The 20,164-nt window shown below is 70.8% G+C and carries 16 protein-coding genes and 1 pseudogene; 12 read left to right on the top strand and 5 right to left on the bottom strand.

Annotated features, from left to right (window positions below; all coding sequences use genetic code 11):
- Window positions 1-82: 82 nt before the first annotated feature.
- The 4 genes from ABCR94_RS21215 (at window position 83) to ABCR94_RS21200 (ending at window position 4,132) form a co-directional block, all read left to right on the top strand.
- Window positions 83-1,033 (top strand): hypothetical protein, encoded by a 951-nt coding sequence (locus tag ABCR94_RS21215; protein ID WP_347121188.1) that lies wholly within the window; start codon window positions 83-85, stop codon window positions 1,031-1,033.
- 26 nt (window positions 1,034-1,059) lie between these two features.
- Window positions 1,060-2,643: an APC family permease gene (locus ABCR94_RS21210; RefSeq protein WP_347121187.1), complete on the top strand. Its 1,584-nt coding sequence runs from the start codon at window positions 1,060-1,062 to the stop codon at window positions 2,641-2,643.
- A gap of 186 nt (window positions 2,644-2,829) precedes the next feature.
- Complete coding sequence (locus ABCR94_RS21205; RefSeq protein ID WP_347121396.1) at window positions 2,830-3,495, top strand: molybdopterin-dependent oxidoreductase; 666 nt, start codon at window positions 2,830-2,832, stop codon at window positions 3,493-3,495.
- Window positions 3,479-4,132, top strand: a complete 654-nt coding sequence (locus ABCR94_RS21200) for a cytochrome b/b6 domain-containing protein (RefSeq protein ID WP_347121186.1) — start codon at window positions 3,479-3,481, stop codon at window positions 4,130-4,132. Before ABCR94_RS21205 ends, ABCR94_RS21200 begins: the two co-directional genes overlap by 17 nt.
- Here the strand turns inward: ABCR94_RS21200 and ABCR94_RS21195 are convergent.
- The gene (locus ABCR94_RS21195) at window positions 4,094-5,491 is read right to left on the bottom strand and encodes a GntT/GntP/DsdX family permease (protein WP_347121185.1); all 1,398 of its coding nucleotides are present in this window, start codon (window positions 5,489-5,491) and stop codon (window positions 4,094-4,096) included. The genes ABCR94_RS21200 and ABCR94_RS21195 overlap by 39 nt on opposite strands.
- 68 nt (window positions 5,492-5,559) lie before the next feature.
- Window positions 5,560-6,069, bottom strand: a complete 510-nt coding sequence (locus ABCR94_RS21190) for a gluconokinase (RefSeq protein ID WP_347121182.1) — start codon at window positions 6,067-6,069, stop codon at window positions 5,560-5,562.
- 134 nt (window positions 6,070-6,203) lie between these two features.
- Here ABCR94_RS21190 and ABCR94_RS21185 point away from each other — a divergent pair, with 134 nt between their 5' ends.
- The 4 genes from ABCR94_RS21185 to ABCR94_RS21170 all read left to right on the top strand — a co-directional run bounded on the left by ABCR94_RS21185 (window position 6,204) and on the right by ABCR94_RS21170 (window position 10,883).
- Window positions 6,204-6,905 carry a FadR/GntR family transcriptional regulator gene (locus ABCR94_RS21185; protein WP_347121180.1) on the top strand — a complete coding sequence of 234 codons (702 nt, stop codon included), beginning with the start codon at window positions 6,204-6,206 and terminating at the stop codon, window positions 6,903-6,905.
- A 135-nt stretch (window positions 6,906-7,040) separates the two neighbouring features.
- Window positions 7,041-7,769: a FadR/GntR family transcriptional regulator gene (locus tag ABCR94_RS21180; protein ID WP_347121178.1), complete on the top strand. Its 729-nt coding sequence runs from the start codon at window positions 7,041-7,043 to the stop codon at window positions 7,767-7,769.
- Between the two features lie 3 nt (window positions 7,770-7,772).
- Entirely contained in the window at window positions 7,773-9,239 is a 1,467-nt protein-coding gene (locus tag ABCR94_RS21175) for an amino acid permease (protein ID WP_347121177.1), read from the top strand.
- Between the two features lie 63 nt (window positions 9,240-9,302).
- Window positions 9,303-10,883, top strand: a complete 1,581-nt coding sequence (locus ABCR94_RS21170; RefSeq protein WP_347119510.1) for an IS1182 family transposase — start codon at window positions 9,303-9,305, stop codon at window positions 10,881-10,883.
- A 118-nt stretch (window positions 10,884-11,001) separates the two neighbouring features.
- On the opposite strand, the gene ABCR94_RS21165 is transcribed toward ABCR94_RS21170, so the two are convergent.
- Window positions 11,002-11,721 (bottom strand): TetR/AcrR family transcriptional regulator, encoded by a 720-nt coding sequence (locus ABCR94_RS21165; protein WP_347121175.1) that lies wholly within the window; start codon window positions 11,719-11,721, stop codon window positions 11,002-11,004.
- Window positions 11,722-11,833: 112 nt separating this feature from the next.
- On the opposite strand from ABCR94_RS21165, the pseudogene ABCR94_RS21160 reads away from it, so the two are divergent.
- The 4 genes and pseudogenes from ABCR94_RS21160 (at window position 11,834) to ABCR94_RS21145 (ending at window position 16,636) form a co-directional block, all read left to right on the top strand.
- Window positions 11,834-13,151 (top strand): annotated as a pseudogene (locus ABCR94_RS21160) (APC family permease).
- 44 nt (window positions 13,152-13,195) lie between these two features.
- Window positions 13,196-14,839 (top strand): amidohydrolase, encoded by a 1,644-nt coding sequence (locus ABCR94_RS21155; protein ID WP_347121174.1) that lies wholly within the window; start codon window positions 13,196-13,198, stop codon window positions 14,837-14,839.
- 82 nt (window positions 14,840-14,921) lie between these two features.
- Window positions 14,922-16,007: an S-(hydroxymethyl)mycothiol dehydrogenase gene (locus ABCR94_RS21150; RefSeq protein WP_347121173.1), complete on the top strand. Its 1,086-nt coding sequence runs from the start codon at window positions 14,922-14,924 to the stop codon at window positions 16,005-16,007.
- The gene (locus ABCR94_RS21145; protein WP_347121171.1) at window positions 16,007-16,636 is read left to right on the top strand and encodes an MBL fold metallo-hydrolase; all 630 of its coding nucleotides are present in this window, start codon (window positions 16,007-16,009) and stop codon (window positions 16,634-16,636) included. The genes ABCR94_RS21150 and ABCR94_RS21145 overlap by 1 nt, the downstream gene beginning before the upstream one ends.
- A 272-nt stretch (window positions 16,637-16,908) precedes the next feature.
- Here the strand turns inward: ABCR94_RS21145 and ABCR94_RS21140 are convergent, their stop codons facing one another.
- On the bottom strand, window positions 16,909-18,318 hold the full coding sequence (locus tag ABCR94_RS21140) for an FAD-binding oxidoreductase (RefSeq protein ID WP_347121169.1): 1,410 nt from the start codon (window positions 18,316-18,318) through the stop codon (window positions 16,909-16,911).
- Window positions 18,319-18,469: 151 nt separating this feature from the next.
- A complete protein-coding gene (locus tag ABCR94_RS21135; RefSeq protein ID WP_347121168.1) occupies window positions 18,470-20,131 on the bottom strand; it encodes a LuxR C-terminal-related transcriptional regulator in 1,662 nt (553 codons plus the stop codon).
- Window positions 20,132-20,164: the final 33 nt, after the last annotated feature.

The following is a 20,164-nucleotide window of genomic DNA, read 5'->3' as shown; positions in this document are numbered from 1 at the left end:
GATCGGTCTTGACGTGGAGCCGTCCCTACCGGTTTGCTGTCGGTGATCAAACGCTCGCACACTGCGTGTGGAGGACCCGCGGATGAGCCCACCTCCGCCGCCGCTCGGCCGCTCACGCCGCCGGGCCGACCACTTTTTCGACCCCGCACTCGACGACACCGAACTGGCCGACGTACGAGGGCAGCTCGCCCAGGGCCGCTGGACCCGCGTCCGCTCCCTGCTCACCGCGACCGGTGACGACTGGGACCGCCGCGGGCACCGTCTTGTTGTCCTCGCCGAGGGCGCCGGGTCGGCCGCCTGGGCCGAGGACTGGCTGCTCGCCGAGCCGGAGAGCGCCGACGCCCTGACGCTGCTGGCCTGCGCCCGTGTCTCCACGGCCCTGCGCGGCAAGAAGTCCGCGGACCGGGCCCGCGAGGCCTGCCGCCGCGCCGCCGACCGGTCGCCCGACGACCCGACGCCCTGGCTCGGTCTGCTGCTGCTGGCCCGCTCGCTCGGTACGGAGGAGGAGGTCACCCAGCTCTTCGACCAGGTGCGGCTGCGCCACCCCGAGCACCATCACGCCCACCATCTGGTGGTCGCCCGGCTCGCCGAGCGCAGACCGGACACCGGCCGCGACCCCCTGCACGAGGTGTACGACTTCGCCGCCTGGGCCGCCGAACAGGCCCCCGCGGACTCCCCGCTCGCCGTACTGCCGGTCGTCGCGCACGCCGAGCGCTACCGCGCCCTGGCCGTGGCGGGCCGCGAGTCCCCGGACCCCGTCGCCTCCGGCCACTGGACGGACCGGCGCGCCCGCCAGGTCATGAAGGCGGCCTTCGACTGGTGGCTGGAGTGGGAGCACGAGGACAGCCCACGCCACTGCATAGACCTCAACTTCCTGGCCCACGCGAAGTTCTGCGAGGGCAGGTCGGCCGAGGCGGCGGCACTCTTCGGCCGCATCGGACCGCATCTCACCCCGGCGCCCTGGTCCTACCCGGACCGGGACCCCTATCAGGCGTTCGTCGCCGCACGCAGTGCCGCGTTCGGCTCCGTGTAACTCCTCACCGAAGGGACAACCCCGCCATGTCGACGGGCAGATCGAGCACGAGCGAGACCGGTGTGCGCAGCGAGAGCGCCGGCACCAGCGGCAAGGCCGGTGAGATCCGTACGTACAAGGGACAGGACCGTGCGCTGCGCGCGGGCCGTCTTGGCACCACCGGGCTGCTGCTGTCCGTCCTGGCGGCCAGCGCGCCCCTGATGGTGGTTGCGGGTGTCATGCCCACTACATACGGCGTGATGGGCATCGTCGGCCAGCCGCTGCTCTTCGTCATCCTCGGCGTGGTCCTGATGCTGTTCAGCGTCGGATACGCGGAGATGAGCCGGCACGTCCACAACGCCGGGGCCTTCTACGCGTACATAGCCCGCGGCCTCGGCCCGACCGCGGGCGCCGGGGCCTCGGTGGTCGCCCTCGTCGCGTACAGCGCCATGCAGGTCGGCATCTACGGCATCCTCGGCTTCGAGGTGTCCGGGATCTTCGCCACCTACTTCGACATCACCGTCGCCTGGTGGATACCGGCGCTGGTGGCCGTGGTGCTGGTCGGCGCGCTCGGCTGGCTCAAGATCGACCTCAACGCCAAGGTGCTGGGTGTGCTGATCGTCGTCGAGTGCGCGCTGGTCGTGATCTTCGACGTGGCGGCGATAGCGGAGCCCGGCAAGGAGGGCCTGTCCCTCCAGGCGTTCAACCCCGACACGCTCACCGGCGCGGGCCTGGGCACCGCGCTCTGCTTCTGCATCGCCGCCTTCGTCGGCTTCGAACAGGCCCCGGTGTACGCCGAGGAGACCAGCCGCCCGCAGATCGTCGTCCGCCGCGTGATGTTCCTCGCGGTCGGCTACGCCGCGCTCTTCCTCGCCTTCAGCGCCTGGGCGCTGAGCGTCGCCGTGGGCCCCGGCGAGATCGTCAAGGTGGCGGGGGAGCAGGGACCCGGCCTCCTCTTCGGCCTCACCGAGAGCAGGCTCGGCTCGACCTTCACCGACGTCCTGCACATCCTGTTCGTCACGGGCATGTTCGCGGCCCTGCTCAGCTTCCACAACGTCGTCGCGCGGTACGCCTTCGCGATGGGCCGCGAGGGCCTGCTGCCCGCCGCCTTCGGCCGTACGAACAAGACGAGCGGCGCCCCCGCCGGCGGCTCGCTGCTCCAGTCCGCGGTCTCCGTGGCCGTCGTCCTGGCCTTCGCGCTCACCGACGACAAGCCGGCCGGCGACCCGACGGCGCCCGTGCTGCACCTGTTCACCTGGATGGGCAACGTCGGCGCCCTCGGCGTCATCCTGCTGATGGCGACCGCCTCGCTGGCCGTCATCGCCTTCTTCGTACGGCGCGGGGCCGGTCGTACCCAGGCCGGCCGTCTGGTGGCCTCCGGCCTCTCCGGGCTGGCCCTCCTGGTGATCGCCTTCTATACCGTCAAGGACTTCGATGTGCTCGTGGGCGCGGGTCCCGGTTCCGCCCTGAGCTGGATCCTGCCCGCCATCATCGGCGCCGCCGCCGTCGTCGGCCTGCTGTACGGCGCGATCCTGCGCTCCACGAAGCCCGAGGTGCATGCCCGCATCGGCCTGGGCAACGAGGCCTTCCAGCTGGAGAAGGCCGCCGAGTCCGAGCGGATCCAGGTCTGAAGCGAGTCCGCCGAGGTGCGACGCGAGTCCGCCGAGGTATGACGCGAGTCCGCCGAGGTATGACGGAAGTCTGACGAACATCCGCGGTCGCTGGCCATCGGCGGCCGCGGGTGCTCGAATCGTCTTGTGACTCATCAACCAGCGGACGAAGGTGGCGCGCCGGTAGGCCGCCGCGTCGTCCTCGGCATGCTCGGCCTCGGCGCCGCGGGTGTGGCAGCGGCGCCGTACCTCCAGAGCGGTCTGGAATCCTTCCTCGGCTCGGCCGCAGACAAGGACCCCACCGGCCTCACCCGCCTGCTGCCCAACGGCGGCGGTTTCCGCTACTACTCGGTGGCCACCTCCGTGCCCCGCAAGGGCCCGAACAACTACCGGCTCAAGATCGACGGCCTGGTGGAGCGGCCCGTCACCTACACCCTCGACGACCTGCGCGCGATGGAGCAGACGCGGATCGTTCGTGACGTCCAGTGCGTGACCGGCTGGCGGGTCCCCGACACCCCCTTCGAGGGCGTACAGCTTTCGCGGCTGCTGGCCGCCGCCGGGGTGCGCCCCGAGGGCAGGGCGATCCGCTTCACCTGCTTCGACGGCACGTACAGCGAAAGCCTCACGCTCCAGCAGGCCGGCCGCAAGGACGTGCTGGTGGCCCTGCGCATGCAGGACAAGCCGGTCAGCCACACCCACGGCGGCCCGGTGCGGCTGTACGTCGCGCCCATGTACTTCTACAAATCGGCGAAATGGCTCTCCGGCATCACCGTCACCGACAAGGTGCGCCCCGGATACTGGGAGGAGCTCGGCTATGACGTCGACGCATGGGTCGGCCGGTCGAACGGACGCGACGATGCTCCTACGGTCTGAACTCCCCGCAAGACTGCGCCGGTTCAGCCGCTCCGAGCGCTGGGTGCACCGCGCCACCGCGGGCCTGACCCTGCTGTGCATCGCGACAGCGGCTTTTCTGTACGTGCCCGCGCTCGCCGAACTCGTCGGCCGCAGGCACCTGGTGGTGACCGTGCACGAGTGGTCGGGGCTGCTGATTCCCGCCCCGTTCCTGCTCGGCCTGGTCTCCCGTCCTTTCCGCTCCGACCTGCGCAGGCTCAACCGTTTCGGCCCGCACGACCGGCGCTGGCTGCGGGCCGCGCTGCGCCGCGACCACCGCCGGGCGTCGCGCCCCGCGGGGAAGTTCAACGCGGGGCAGAAGCTCTACGCGGGCTGGGTCGCGGGCGCGGTGCTGGTGATGCTCGGCACCGGGCTGCTGATGTGGTTCACCGACCTGGCGCCGCTGCTGGTGCGTACCAGTGCGACGTTTGTGCACGACTGGCTGGCGCTGGCCATGGGACTGGTGATCGCCGGACACGTGGGGATGGCCCTGATGCGGCCGGAGTCCCGGCGCGGAATGCGCACCGGGACCGTCGACCGCAGATGGGCCCAGGAGGAACACCCCTTGTGGGCCAAGGAGCTACAGAACGAGCGAGAGCAGCAGGATGAAGATCAGTGAGACCACCGAGATGATCGTCTCCATCACCGACCAGGTCTTGATCGTCTGACCGACGCTCATCCCGAAGTACTCCTTCACCAGCCAGAATCCGGCGTCGTTGACATGGCTGAAGAAGAGCGAGCCCGCGCCGACCGCCAGCACCAGGAGCGCCGCGTGCGACGTCGACATGTCGGCGGCGAGCGGCGTCACCAGACCGGCCGCGGAGATCGTCGCCACGGTCGCCGAGCCCGTCGCGAGCCGGATCGCGACGGCGATCAGCCAGGCGAGCAGCAGGGTGGGGATCGCCCAGCTCTTGGAGAAGTCCAGGATCATCTGGCCCACGCCCACATCGATGAGCGTCTGCTTGAAGCCGCCGCCCGCGCCGACGATCATCAGCACGCCCGCGATCGGGGCGAGCGACTTCTCGACGGTCGAAGCGAGGCGGTCCTTGGTGAAGCCCGCAGCGCGGCCCAGCGTGAACATACCCACGAGCACGGCGGCGAGCAGGGCGATCAGCGGGGAGCCGATGACGTCGGTGACCCGCTGGACGGGGTGCTCCGGATCGTCCACGACGATGTCCACCAGGGCCTTGGCCAGCATCAGCACGACCGGCAGCAGCACGGTTGAGACGGTGGCGACAAAGCTGGGACGACGCTCCAGGTCCTCCGAAGGGCGCTGCGGGATCATGCGCTCGGGCGCCGGTATGTCCACCCAGCGGGCGGCGTACTTCGAGAACACAGGCCCCGCGATGATCACGGTCGGGATCGCCACCGCCACGCCGAGTGCCAGCGTCACGCCCAGGTTCGCGCCGATCGCGTCGATCGCCACCAGCGGCCCCGGGTGCGGCGGAATCAGCCCGTGCATCACGGACAGACCGGCGAGCGCCGGGATCCCGATGCGCATGAGCGAGTAATTGCCGCGCTTGGCGACAAGCAGCACCACCGGGATCAGCAGCACGATGCCGACCTCGAAGAAGAGCGGCAGCCCGATGATGCTGGCGATCAGCACCATCGCCCACGGCATCGCCCGGCCGCTCGCCTTCGCGAGGATCGTGTCGACGATCTGGTCCGCGCCGCCGGAGTCGGCGAGCAGCTTGCCGAGGATGGCGCCGAGCGCGATCAGCACCCCGACACCCGCGACCGTACTGCCGAGCCCGGCGGTGAAGCTGGTGATCGCCTTGTCGAGCGGGGCGCCCGCGAACGCGCCGAGCAGCAGTGACCCGATGGTCAGGGCCAGGAAGGCATGGAGCTTGAACTTGGTGATGAGCAGGACGATGACGGCAATGCCCGCGAGCACTGCGATCCCCAACTGGGCGTTGCCCGCCGAGGTGATCGGCTCGACGGCGTCCGCTGCCAGCGTCTCGACGCTGAGACTGGTCACGGTTTACTTCTTCCTGAAGGCTCTGAAGGCTCTGAAGGCTCTGAAGGCTTGGAGGGCTTGGCTGAGGCTCAGTTGTCGAGCCGTCGCAGGGCCGCGACGGCTCGCTCGGTGATGGCTTCGGGGGTGCCGGAGACGTCGACGTCCACGCCCCTCTCGTCGCCCTGCAGCGGCTGGAGGGTGGCGTACTGCGAATCGAGGAGCGCGGTGGGCATGAAGTGGCCCTTGCGCTCCCGCATCCGCTCCTCGATCAGCTCGCGGTCCCCGGTGAGGTGCAGGAACACGGCGTCGGGGGCGGCGGCGCGCAGCCGGTCGCGGTAGGAACGCTTGAGCGCGGAACTGCTCACCACCCCGCCGAGCCCCGCCCGGCCGTGCGCCCACTGCCCGATCGCGTCGAGCCAGGGCCACCGGTCCTCGTCGTCCAGCGGTGTGCCGGCCGACATTTTCGCGATGTTCGCCGGCGGGTGGAAATCGTCGCCCTCGGCGTACGGAACGCCGAGCCGGGCGGCGAGCAGGGGACCGATGGTGGTCTTGCCGGTCCCTGCGACGCCCATCACCACGACGACATGGGGGCTGTTCATGAATGGATGCCTCGCTGTCTTCATCGACATCGGTCCTTCACGCCACTGAAACCCATTAGGTATGACGTATTCAAGAGCCTGTGACATAAACGTCGTACTTATTATTCCCGGAGGGTGCCCCGTAGGCTGACTCCATGACCAATCAGGCCCGGGGACTGCACGCGCAGCTGCTCGACAGCCTCGGCCCTGCGATCACAGCCGGTGAGTACCCGCCCGGCAGTGTGTTGCGCACGGACGAGCTGGCTCAGCGCTTCGATGTCTCGCGCACCGTCATCCGCGAGGCGGTGCGGGTCCTGGAGTCGATGCGCCTGGTGGAGTCCCGGCGCCGGGTCGGCGTGACCGTACGCCCCACCGAGGAATGGAATGTCTACGATCCGCAGGTCATCCGGTGGCGGCTGGCCGGCGCGGACCGGCCGCGCCAGCTGCGCTCGCTAACCGTGCTGCGCTCCGCCGTGGAGCCTGTCGCGGCCGGGCTCGCCGCCCGCCACGCCACCCCCGAGCAGTGCGCGACGCTGACTGAGCACGCGCTGGGCATGGTCGCGACCTCGCGCGGCAGGCAGCTCGACGCGTACCTCGTGCACGACATCGCGTTCCACCGGGTGGTGCTGCGCGCCTCGGGCAATGAGATGTTCGCCCGGCTCGGCGACGTGGTCGCGGAGGTGCTGAGCGGGCGCACCAGGCACCAGGTGATGTTCGAGGACCCCGACCCCGCGGCGGTCACGCTGCACGTCCAGGTCGCGGCGGCGGTACGGGAGGGCGACGCCGTGCGGGCGGAGGAGCTGACCCGCGAAATCGCCGTCGGCGCCCTCCAGGAGCTCGACGTCCTCGCGCCCTGAGGGAGCCCCTTGTCGAACCTTGCACGGAGCGCTGGCATGACCGATTATGTCCGGTCCATTATCCTTTCCTTGATTTTAAATCAACTCTTCGATCACTCTTGACGCTTAGGTGTCTCACCTCCGAGCATTCACCGCATGGTCTTGTCAGACAGCCGGACAAGTGGCGGCGTTCCCCGGCGTATCAGCGCCATGGACGCCGTCCTCGCGCACCTCAGGGACGCGATAGAGCGCGGCGAGCTCACTGTGGGGGAGAAGCTCCCCACGGAGGCCGAGCTCGGCAAGCACTTCGAGGTGAGCCGCTCCGTCGTGCGCGAGGCGCTGCGCACCCTCCAGGCGCTCGGCCTCACCATTTCACGAGCCGGCAAGGGGACCTACGTCGCCGCCAGCGGGCCCGACCAGAACCCGATCTTCGGCTCGTACTCGGCCCGTGACCTGCTGGAAGTCCGGCGGCACGTCGAGATCCCCGTCGCGGGTTACGCTGCTTCCCGCCGTACGCAGGACGACATCGACCTGCTGACGCACCTGATCGCGAAGATGGAGCAGGAGCCCGACCCCACCGCCTGGGTGGCGCTGGACACGCTCTTCCACATATCGGTCGCCCAGGCGTCGGGCAACCCTGTCTTCCGCAAGATCATCGAAGAGATCAGGGACGCACTCGCCCGGCAGTCCACCTTCCTGAACCAACTCGGGGACCGGCGACGCCAGTCGGACCTTGAGCACCGGGCCCTCGTCGAGGCGATTCTCGACGGCTCCGAGGGGGCGGCCGTGCAGGCCATGGCCGCCCACCTCGAACACGTCGAGATCACTCTCAACGCGATCGTGCGGCCCGGTACCGCACACTCCCCCCCAATGAAGGCGAAGTAATACATGAGTGACCGCACCCTCTCTGCGGCCGACCCCGGCACCGGCACCGACCCCCACATGCAGACGTCACCGCATGTCGATGCCGGTGACGCGGGTTACAGCAAGGACCTCAAGCCCCGTCACATCAGCATGATCGCGATCGGCGGTGCGATAGGCACCGGCCTCTTCCTCGGCGCCGGCGGCCGGATGGCCGGCGCGGGCCCCTCGCTCGCCATCGCGTACGCCGTCTGCGGAGTCTTCGCCTTCTTCGTCGTCCGCGCACTGGGCGAGCTGGTCCTCTACCGCCCCTCCTCGGGCGCCTTCGTCTCGTACGCCCGTGAGTTCATGGGCGAGAAGGGCGCCTTCGCGGCCGGCTGGCTCTACTTCCTCAACTGGTCCACCACCGCGGTGGCCGACATCACGGCGGCCGCCACCTACGCCCACTTCTGGGCCATGTTCAGCGACGTACCCCAGTGGGTGCTCGCCCTCATCGCCCTCTCCGTCGTCCTCACCGCGAACCTGATCTCGGTGAAGTACTTCGGTGAGATGGAGTTCTGGTTCGCGATCGTCAAGGTCGCGGCGCTGGTCGCCTTCATGCTGGTCGGCATCTACCTGGTGGTCACCCAGCATCAGATCGACGGCCACACCCCGGGCTTCTCCACCATCAGCGACAGCGGCGGCCTCTTCCCGGTCGGCATGCTGCCGATGCTCCTGGTGATCCAGGGTGTCGTCTTCGCGTACGCCTCGGTCGAGCTGTGCGGCGTCGCCGCCGGAGAGACCGAGAACCCCGAGAAGATCATGCCGAAGGCGATCAACTCGATCATGTGGCGCGTCGGCATCTTCTACGTCGGCTCGGTCGTCCTGCTCGCGCTGCTGCTCCCGTACACGGCGTACTCCGACGGCGAGAGCCCCTTCGTCACCGTGATGAACAAGCTCGGCGTCGCGGGCGCCGCGGACGTGATGAACCTCGTGGTCCTGACGGCGGCGCTCTCCAGCCTCAACTCCGGCCTGTACTCGACCGGCCGCATCCTGCGCTCCATGGCACTGTCGGGCTCCGCGCCCCGCTTCACCGGCCGCATGAACAAGGGCCAGGTGCCCTACGGCGGCATCCTGCTGACCGCCGGCTTCGGTGTCCTCGGCGTCGCCCTGAACTTCGTGATGCCCGGCGAGGCCTTCGAGATCGTCCTCAACTTCGCCTCGATCGGCATCCTCGGCACCTGGGGCATGATCATGCTCTGCTCGCTGCTGTTCTGGCACCGGGCCCAGGAGGGCAAGGTCACCCGGCCCTCCTACCGGCTGCCCTGGGCCCCGTACACCCAACTCGTCACGCTGGCCTTCCTCGCCACAGTCGTGGTCCTGATGTGGTGGGGCGGCGGCGTCGGCCGCACGACCGTGATGTGTCTGCCGCTGATCGCGGCGGCGCTGGTCGGCGGCTGGTTCCTGGTCCGCAAGCGGGTCGCCGTGATGGCCGCGGAGCGCGAGAGGTTCTAGAAGTGCACTGAAAATGTTGGGTTCTGGACCCGTCCTGGGTGGGATGGGGCCAGAATCGTTTTCATGCAGGGGGACTGGGCCGGGGAGCCGGTCGGGGCGGATGTGTGGGAGACCTGCCGGGAGCTGATCCCGGCCGGGAGCGTGTTCGCGTTCTTGGCCGAGCACCGCGAGACGCTGTTCCCCAGGTCGATGTTCGCGGACATGTACCCCTCGGCCAACGGCCGGCCGAGTATGCCGCCGCAGGTGCTGTCCGCCGCAGTGGTACTGCAAAGCCTGTACGGGGTCTCGGACTTCGATGCCGTCCAGGAGTTGCGGTGCGACCTGCGGTGGAAGGCGGCCTGCGGTCTTGGACTGCACGACACCGCCTTCGACCCCTCCTTGCTGACCTATTTCCGTCGTCGCCTGCAACGCTCGGCGGATCCGAACCGGATCTTCACCAAGGTCAAGGAGGTCGTGGCCGCGACCGGTGTCCTCAAGGGCAAGCACCGCCGGGCGCTGGACTCCACCGTGCTGGACGACGCGGTGGCCACCCAGGACACCGTCACCCAGCTCGTCGCCGCGATCCGGCAAGTGATCCGCGAGGTCCCCGGCGCAGGCGAGGTCGTCTCGCGGTGGTGCACCGCCCACGACTACACCGACCCCGGCAAGCCCCGCATCGCATGGAACGACGAGGCCGCGCGGGCCGACCTCGTCGACGCCCTGGTCAGCGACGCCCTGAACCTGCTCGGCCGGCTCCCCGAGCAGGAACTCGGCGAGCGCGCGGCCCAAGCCCTCGCCCTGCTGGCCCTGATCGCCGGGCAGGACGTGGAACCCGTCGAGGGCTCCGACGGCCGGGACGGCCGCTGGCAGATCACCAAGGGAACCGCCCACGACCGCGTGGTCTCCACCGTCGACCCCACCTCCCGGCACATCCACAAGAACCGAAGCCGCCACCAGGAAGGCTTCCGCGCGCACGCCGCCTTCGAGCCCGAGGCCGGACTGTTCACCGAGGTCACCCTCACCGCCGGAAGCGGCGCCGACAACCACGAAGCCGCCGTCGCCGAGGACCTCCTCGCCGACGAGGACCAGGACCTGACGGTGCTGGGCGACGCCGCCTACGGCACCGGCGAGTTACGCGAGAACCTCCAGGCGGACAGCCACACCCTGGTCATCAAGCCCCCACCGCTGCGGCAGACCATCCCCGGCGGCTTCACCGGCGACGACTTCCAGGTCGACACCTCCGCCGGCACCGTCACCTGCCCGGCGGGCAACACCGTCACCCTCGGCCGCCCCCTCAAAGGCGGCAACCGCCAGGCCCAGTTCAAGAAACTCTGCCGCGACTGCCCCCTGCGCGAGCGCTGCACCACGTCCAAGACCGGACGCGTCTTCAGCGTCCACCCCCAATACGACACCCTCAAAGCCGCCCGACACCAGGCCGCCACCAGCAAGGAATGGCAGGACGAGTACCGCCGCTGGAGACCACCGGTCGAACGCGCCATCGCCTGGCTCGTCGCCCGCGGCAACCGCCGGGTCCCCTACCGAGGCGTCCTCAAGAACGACACCTGGCTCCACAACCGCGCCGCCGCCCTCAACCTCCGCCGACTCATCAACCTCGGACTCACCCGCACCAGCGGCACCTGGACACTCACCCCTGCCACCACATAGGCCAGCCGGGGATGTCCCATCCCGATCCAGCCGAGACCCAAGACAAGATTTTCAGTGCACTTCTAGGGGGTGTCCGGCCGATCTCCGGGCGGGCCGATTGATTCGGCCCGCCCGGAGATCACCCGTCCTCTTCCGCATGTACCCGGCACAACCGCGCCGCAGCCGCCGCCAGCATCATCTCCAGCGCCGCCGGATACGCGCTGTGCCGCATCTCCGCCACCAGCACCGCAGCGGTGGCCGCGACATGGGGGTGACTGTCCGCGGGCAGCCGCGCGTACGTCCCCGGCCAGGCCCGCTCCTCCGCCTCCCGCACCTCCGCCGGCAGCGCCAGGGTGGCCGCGTCCAGCGCCGCGAACGACAGCGTCTGGTCCACGAACACGTGGTAGATGCGCACCGCTTCCGCGTCGGGGAAGCCCGCCCCGCGCAGGATGCCCAGGATCGTCTCCACCGACCGCGTCTCGTTCGCCCGGCCCGTCACCCGGGCGCAGATCAGCAGCGCCGCCTGCGGATGGGCCTGATAGTCCGCGTGCATCCGCAGGCCCAGCGCGCGCAGATCGGCCCGCCACTCACCGGTCGGCCGCCAGCCCCGCAGCGTACGGCCGATCAGCTCGTCGGCGACCGCGAGCAGCAGATCGTCGGTGTCCCGGAAGTAGCGGTAGAACGCGCTCGGATCCGCGCCCAGGGCCGAGCCGAGCCTGCGCACCGTGAGAGCCGCCGCGCCGTGCTCATGGATCAGCCGCAGCGCGGTCCCGACGATCAGCTCCTCGGACAGGACCGTCCCGTGCTTGGTGGGACGCCTGCGCCGCCGCCCCTCCTCGGACACCACTCGCTCGCTCATGCCCGCACGTTACGACAACAGCGTTGACGTGTGAAGGGCCCGCGGAGTTCGATGTGCCGCCACCGGGGCCGTCGTGGGCGGTCCATCGCCGAAGGAGTTGAAGGAGCGAGTTATGTCGGCCTCGAAGACCTCTTACAGCAGCGACCCACCGGCGCCGGGCGCCCTGCCCAGGACCCTCGGCGTCGCGGACAGCTTCGCCATCGCCGCATCGAGCACCGCGGCCACCAGCAGCATCGGCATCGGGCTCGGCGTCACCGCGGGCGTCGTCGGACTGCATCTGCCGATCATCATGCTGCTCGCTTTCCTGCCCATACTCGGCATCGCGAGCGCCTACGCCCGGCTCAACAAGGCGGAGCCCAACATGGGCAGCGGCTACGTCTGGGTGGGCCGCTCCCTCAGCCCCTGGCTCGGCTTCCTCGTCGGCTGGATCGGCCTGGTCGCGACCGTCGTCTTCCTCGCCTACACCACCACCGTCACCGGCTCCGCACTCCTCCAGCTCGCCGGCGAGGCGGGCCTGCACAGCGCCGCCGGAATCACCCTCGACCCCGACTCCACGGCGCAGTCCACCGCGCTCGGCATCTTTGTCCTGGTCGCTGTCACCTTCACCGCAGTCACCGGCATCAAGTCCGCCGCGAATCTGCAGAAGTACCTGCTCGTCGGCGTTCAGCGTCAACGAGGAGGTCCGCGACCCGGCGGACGCCTCCAAGGCCGGTCTGATCACGCTCTTCACCATGCTGGGCCTCTTCATGCTCGGCTCCTTCGCCTTCCAACGGGTGCTCTCCCAGGAGGAGTTGGCCAACAATGGCGCGCAGGGCCTCACCTTCTTCGGCGACCGCCTCGCCGAGCAGCCGCTTGCCGCGCTCCCGCTGATCGCCCTCACCTTCTCCGCCGTGGCCTCGCTCCAGGCCGGTGTGATCCCCACGGTGCGCGGCATGTTCGCAATGAGCCGCGACCGTACGATGGGCCCCCTCTGGAAGAAGATCAGCCCCCGGTACGGAACCCCGGCGGCCGGGACCGTCGCCATCGGCTGCATAGCGGCGGCCGTCGCCGTCCTGTCGCTGGTCATCCCGAAGGTCGCCGACCTGATCCTCGCCTCGGTCAACGCGATCGGCGTCGTCGTCGCCGTCTACTACGCCCTCACCGCCCTGGCCGCCGCCGTGCGCTTCCGCTCCACACCGTGCGTCGTGATCCTGCCGGTGCTGAGCGCCGCCGTCCTGCTCGGCCTCGGCGGCTATCTCTGCTGGACCTTCTACACCTCCGCCGACCACTTCGAAATCAGCCCGGACAACGGCTGGTTCATGCTCGCCTGCCCCGCGGTCATGCTACTGAGCGGCTTCTTGACGGCAGCCTGGGCCAAGTGGGTACGTAAATCCCCGTACTTCGTCACCGGACGGGCCACCGACCCACAGCAAGCCCTCATCTCCGCCTGACACCCATCGCCCGCCCCCTCCTGCCACCGAAGGAACCCCGCACCATGCGCCACACCCCTGCCGACCTGGTCCTCACCGGCGGCCCCGTGCTCACCCTGGACGCCGCCCGCAGCCGCGCCACCACCGTCGCCGTCACCGGTGACCGCATCACCGCCGTCGGCCACGACGAGGTACGCGACCTAATCGGCCCGAAGACCGAAGTCGTCGACCTCGCGGGCAAGTTGCTCGTCCCCGGCTTCCAGGACGCCCACGTCCACCCGGTGTCGGCCGGCCTCGAACTGGCGCAGTGCGACCTGACCGGCATCCTGACCGCCCCCGAAACCGTCGCCGCCGTACGGGCGTACGCCGAGGCCCGCCCCGAAGCGGAGTGGATCACTGGCGGCGGCTGGTCCATGGAGGCGTTCGCCGGCGGCAGCCCCACCAAGGACCTGCTCGACGCGGTCGTCCCCGACCGGCCCGTCTACCTGCCCAACCGCGACCACCACGGAGCCTGGGCCAACAGCCTCGCCCTGCGCCTCGCGGGCATCACCCGCGACACCCCCGACCCCGCCGACGGCCGCATAGAGCGGGACGCGGACGGCGAGCCCACCGGCCTCCTCCAGGAGGGCGCCATGGACCTGATCGCCCGCCTCACCCCGCCCTCCACCCCGGCCGAGCGGCTCGCCGCCCTGCTGCGCGCCCAACGGCTGCTCCACTCGTACGGCATCACCGCCTGGCAGGACGCCATCGTCGGTACCTTCGGCGCGATGGGGGACCCCTCCGACGCCTACCTGACCGCGGCCCGCGACGGCACGCTCACCGCCCGCGTCGCCGGAGCCCTGTGGTGGGACCGCGAGCGCGGCGCCGAACAGATCCCCGAACTCGTCGCACGGCGGGCAGAGTTGAGCCACGGCCGATTCCGCGCCGGATCGGTCAAGCTGATGGTGGACGGGGTCGCGGAGACGGGCACCGCCGCACTCCTCACCCCCTACCTGGACGGCTGCGGCTGCGCCACCGCCAACCGCGGCACCAGCTTCATCGAGCCCGCCGACCTGCGCCGGTACGTCACCGAGCTGGACGCCCTCGGCTTCCAGGCCCACTTCCACGCGCTGGGCGACCGCGCGGTGCGCGAGGCCCTCGACGCCGTCGAGGCGGCCCGCAGGGCCAACGGCTGGCGCGACACCCGCCCGCACCTCGCCCATGTCCAGGTCGTCCACCCCGACGACATCGGCCGCTTCCGGGAACTCGGCGCCACCGCCAACATCCAGCCCCTGTGGGCCGCGCACGAACCGCAGATGGACGAACTGACCATCCCCTTCCTCGGTACGGAACGGGCAGGGTGGCAGTACCCGTTCGGGGCGCTGCTGCGCTCCGGCGCCACCATCGCGGCGGGCAGCGACTGGCCGGTCAGCAGCCCCGACCCGCTGCACGGCATCCACACCGCGGTCAACCGGGTCGGCCCCGGCGACACCGGACCGGCTTTCCTCCCCGACCAGCGCATCGGCCTGACCGCCGCCTTCGCCGCGTACACCGCGGGCTCCGCCCATGTGAACCACCTCGACGACACCGGCAGCATCCGGGCAGGTGCCCTCGCCGACCTGGTGGTCCTGGACCGCGACCCGTACGCGGCGCCGCCCGAGGAGATCGCCGCGACCCGCGTCGCCCGTACCTATCTGGGCGGACAGCAGGTCTACGACGCCGGTCTGTAGGCCACCGCTCCGCGGACGCCGGGCAGCGGGTACGGTGCGGAAAACGGGGGCGTACCCGACACGCGAGGAAGGAAGTTCAGGTATGACGCAGCAGGTCCAAGGGGTAATCGCGCCCGGAAAGAACCAGCCGGTACGGGTGGAGACCATCCTCGTCCCGGACCCGGGACCCGGCGAGGCCGTCGTGAGCATCCAGGCGTGCGGGGTCTGTCACACCGACCTGCACTACAAGCAGGGCGGGATCAACGACGACTTCCCCTTCCTCCTCGGCCACGAGGCGGCGGGCATCGTCGAGTCCGTCGGCGAAGGCGTCACCGATGTCACCCCCGGCGACTTCGTCATCCTCAACTGGCGCGCGGTGTGCGGCCAGTGCCGGGCCTGCCTGCGCGGCCGCCCCCAGTACTGCTTCGACACCCACAACGCCAAGCAGAAGATGACCCTCCTCGACGGCACCGAGCTGTCCCCGGCCCTCGGCATCGGCGCCTTCGCCGAGAAGACCCTGGTCGCGGCAGGACAGTGCACCAAGGTCGACCCCGCCGTGTCGCCCGCCGTCGCCGGCCTGCTCGGCTGCGGCGTCATGGCGGGCATCGGCGCCGCCATCAACACCGGCCAGGTCGGCCGCGGCGACTCCGTCGCCGTCATCGGCTGTGGCGGCGTCGGCGACGCGGCGATCGTGGGCGCCAAGCTCGCGGGCGCGGCCAAAATCATCGCGGTCGACATCGACGACCGCAAGCTGGAGACCGCCCGCACCATGGGCGCCACCCACACCGTCAACTCCCGCTCCACGGACGCCGTCGAGGCCATCCGCGAGCTGACCGGCGGCTTCGGCGCCGACGTCGTCATCGAGGCGGTGGGCCACCCCGAGACGTACAAGCAGGCCTTCTACGCCCGCGACCTGGCCGGCACGGTCGTCCTGGTCGGTGTCCCCACCCCGGAATTGAAGCTGGAGCTCCCGCTCCTCGACTTCTTCGGCCGCGGCGGCGCGCTCAAGTCCTCCTGGTACGGCGACTGTCTGCCGTCGCGCGACTTCCCCATGCTCATCGACCTGCACCAGCAGGGCCGTATCGACCTGGGCGCCTTCGTCACCGAGACCATCGCGCTCGGCGACGTGGAGAAGGCCTTCGAGCGTATGCACGAAGGCGATGTCCTGCGCTCGGTGGTGGTCTTCTGATGGGCGCCCGCATCGACCACCTGGTCACCTCAGGCACCTTCTCGCTCGATGGCGGCACCTGGGACGTCGACAACAACGTGTGGATCGTCGGCGACGACACCGAGGCCGTCGTCATCGACGCCGCCCATGACGCGGACGCCATCGCGGCCGCACTCGGCGGCCGTACGCTGCGCGCCATCATCTGCACGCACGCCCACAACGACCACATCGATGCCGCCCCGGCCCTCGCCACGGCCACCGGCGCCCCGATCCTGCTGCACGGCGACGACCTCCCGCTGTGGAAGCAGACCCACCCGGACCGCGCCCCCGACGGTGAACTCACCGACGGCCAGAGCATCACGGTCGCCGGAGTCACCCTCACCGTCCTGCACACCCCCGGCCATGCGCCGGGCGCCGTCTGCCTGTACGCGCCGGAGCTGTCCACGGTGTTCACCGGGGACACCCTCTTCCAGGGCGGCCCTGGCGCGACGGGCCGTTCCTTCTCGCACTTCCCGACGATCGTCGACTCGATCAGGGACCGGCTGCTGACCCTGCCGCCGGACACCGAGGTTCGTACCGGCCACGGCGATCCCACCACCATCGGCGCGGAGGCCCTGCACCTCCAGAAATGGATCACCAGGGGCCACTGACCCGGCTCGTGGGGCGGCCGGACAGGCCCGGCCGCCCCACACCCCCGGCTACCTCTCCTTGATCCGCAGGAAGGTCACGGAGTTCGCCGGGAAGGTGTACGTGAAGGAGTCGTCCACCCCGCGCAGCGTCGAGTGCAGTGGCGCCACCGGCCGCGCGGACGCGGGGAGCCGGTCACATCCCCCACATCAGCCATCCCGAGGCCTACGTGGAGCGCCTGATCTCCTTCGTCGACGGGAACCGGAACACCGCGTAGCCCCGCCGGCCCCGTGCCTCACGGCGTGATGTTGTGGTTCAGGCGGAACAGGTTGCCGGGGTCGTAGCGGCGCTTCAGGGACCGGAGCCGGTCGTGGTTCTGCCGGTAGTTGGCGGGCACCCGGTGCTGTTCGTCCGCATCCATGAAGTTCACGTACGCCCCCTCCGCGGAGTGCGGGGCCAAGGCCGCCGCGAAGTCGCGCACCCAGCCCATCGCCCCCTCGCACCCGGCGCGGGTCGACAGGGTCGCGCTGAGAGCCGTGGCGAAGTCCACGTCCCTGTAGGCGAACGCGGTGTCCTCGGGCCCCACCCGTTGCACGGCGCCGTCGAGGGGGAACACCACGGTCGCGCCCTCAATACTGGGCGTGTCGGCGCCGAACGACGCGTACGCCTCGATCGCCGCGTCCGGCAGGCCGCGGCTGAACGTGCCCTTCCAGTAGTGGAAGAGCCCGGCGGGCAGCAGCTCGTCGAAGAGCGTGTTGACCACCGGATAGGGCATCCGCCCCAGGTACTGCCCGAGGACGGAGCCGAGGTCGGCCAGCCGGGCGCGGATCCGGTCGTCCTCCTCCTCGGGACCGGACCAGCAGGTCACGACCCCGCAGAGCGGCCGCCCGTGCCAGCGCTCGGGCAGGAACGGCTCCGGCGGCCCCAGCCCGACGACCAGCAGCGCGCCGAACTCCTCGGGGGAATCGGCGATCAGTTCCCGGTACCGGCGCATCACGTCGGGGTCGAGGGGATAGAACGTCGGCCCGCCGAGGATGTCGGGCACCGGGTGCAGCCGGTAGGAGAGCGAGGCGAGCACACCGAAGTTGCCGCCCCCGCCGCGTACGGCCCACAGCAGATCACTGTCACGCTCCTGTGTGCACGTGACGAACGAACCGTCCGCCGTGACCACGTCGGCCGCGATGAGGTTGTCGCAGGCCAGGCCGCAGCGCCGGGACAGATAGCCCATGCCGCCGCCCGTGGTCAGCCCGCCGATGCCGGTGCTGGAGATGACTCCGCCGGTGGTGGCCAGGCCGAAGGCGTGCGCGGCGTGGTTGAGGTCGGCCCAGGTGCAGCCTCCCTCGGCGCGGGCGGTGCGCGCCTCGGGGTCGATGCGGATCCCGCGCATCCGCCCGAGGTCGAGCACCACCCCGCCGTCGCAGGTGCCGTAGCCGGCGACGGCGTGGCTGCCGCCGCGCACCGCCAGCGTGAGCTCCTGCTCGCGGGCGAAGTCCACGGCGGCGATGATGTCGCCCGCGTCGGCAGCGCGAACCACGGCCGCCGGCCGCCTGTCGTGCATGGCGTTGTAGACCTTGCGGGCGTCCTCGTAGTCCGGGTCCCCCGGCTCGATGACCTCTCCGTGGACGGAGTCCCGAAGCTGCCGGGACAGTGTGTCCGTGAGGGTCGTGGTGCGGGTCCGGGTCGGAGCCGTCGGGTGGGCGGTCATGACGGCCACCACCTCTCTCTTCTGCGCTTCGTACCACCGTTGTAGCTCTGCGGTCGGGCGCGGCTCATCGCCGGAACCACCCATTGCGGCGGGCACGCGGATGGGCCGAACAGCCCATGCGGGGGACCCGTACGGGAAGAGCCGTACGGGATCAGGCCAGGCCGTGGGTGTACACGTAGGCCGTGGCGGCCGCCCGCGAGGACACGTCGAGCTTCGCGAAGATGTTGTTGAGGTGGCGGGCGACGGTGTGCTCGCTGATCACCAGCTCGGCGGCGATGGACCGGTTGGTGCGTCCGGCCGCGACCAGCCGCAGCACCTGGGTCTCCCGCTCGGTCAGCCCGCCCGGCAGCCGCCGGTACGCGCCGCCGAGCAGGGCGGCGGCCCGGCGCGTGTCCGGCTCCGCGCCCAGCCGTGTGAAGACCGCGCGGGCGGCCTGGAGCTCCAGCCGGGCGCCTTCCTCGTCCCCACCGGCCCGCGCGGCGGCCGCCAGGATCATCCGCACCTGCGCGGCCTCGTACGGGACGCCCAGCTCCAGCCACAGCGCCAGTGCCCGGTGCAGCAGCGCCTGTGCGTCCGCCTCGTGTGCGGCGTACGAGACCGCCCCGCGGGCCGCCGCGGCCCTGGCGTGCAGGACCGTGTGCGCGGATCCGCACCGCTCCTCCCAGGCGCGGGCGCTCGCCGCCAGTTCGTCGGCCGCCGCCCTCGCCAGGTCCATGTCGCCGAGCGCGAGGGCGACCTCGACCTGCGCCGCGAGCAGCTGGGTGCGCTCCGGCAGGCCGGCCTCCTCCTCGTCCTCGCGGGCCAGCGCGCCGCGCAGGCCGGCCGCCGCGGCCGCCGCCTTGCCCTGGGCAAGGTGCAGCAGGGACAGCCCCGGCTGCGGGTCGCGGCCCAGCTCGTGGGCGCGGGCGTACGAGGCCTCGGCCTCCGCCAGGTCGCCGCGCCGGCGCTGGATCCCCGCGGTCACGTAGACCGCGTCCGCAGCCATCCGGGTCTCGTACGGAAGCAGCTCCGCGCAGGTCACGGCCGCCTCGTCGGCGGCGCGGGCCCAATCCCCGGACAGCTCGGCGACCTCCGCGCGGTGGACCCGGCACAGCCCCCGGAAGTTGTTCGCCTCGGGCATGGAGGCGCACCAAGCCATCGCGGCCTCGGTCCATTCGGCGGCCCGCCGCAGGTCCGCGCAGGCCATGCACGCCTGGAGCCCCAGGCAGTAGATCCAGCCGGTGAAGAAGGCGCTCAGCTCGCTCGCCGTCGCGGCACACATGGCGTCGTCCAGCCGGGCCAGCCCCTCGGCCACCCGGCCCTCGGCGAGCAGGACGCCGCTCTGCGCGAGAGTACTCATGGCCAGCAGGTCGGTGTTGCCGCAGCGGCGTGCGATCGCGGCCATCTCGGAGGCCTTTTCGGCGGCCTCGGCGAAGGCGCCGCGTTCCTGGGCCTCCTCGGTCTCGACCCAGACGAGATAGCACTGCTCCTCGCATTCGGGCTGGTCGCGCAGCTGGTCGCGGGCCCGGGCCAGCCAGCCGGCGGCGGCGCTGGTGTGGCCGGCGAGCCGGTGCTCGTAGTGGAGCAGCCAGGCCATCATCGCGGCCTCGCGGGGGCGGTCGGCAGCCTCGTAGCCGGTGTACGCCCGGGCCCGGGCGACGATCGACTCCTCGACCCGGCTGGTCCACCAGGCGGCGTCCGCGAGTGCGGCCTGGTCGTCGGGGCCGAGCCGGGCGGGGTCGAGGGCGTGCAGCAACGGATAGGCCTCAGCCCACGCCTCCCGGGCCGCGGCGGCCCTGGCCCGGTCGATCGCCTGCTCTTCCACGGTGACCACGCTTACCAGCGTAGGAGCAAGCCGGACCGGATG

The organism is Streptomyces changchenzhani (assembly GCF_039766235.1).
GTDB lineage: Bacteria > Actinomycetota > Actinomycetes > Streptomycetales > Streptomycetaceae > Streptomyces.
This window is presented reverse-complemented; position numbering and strand designations above follow the sequence as displayed.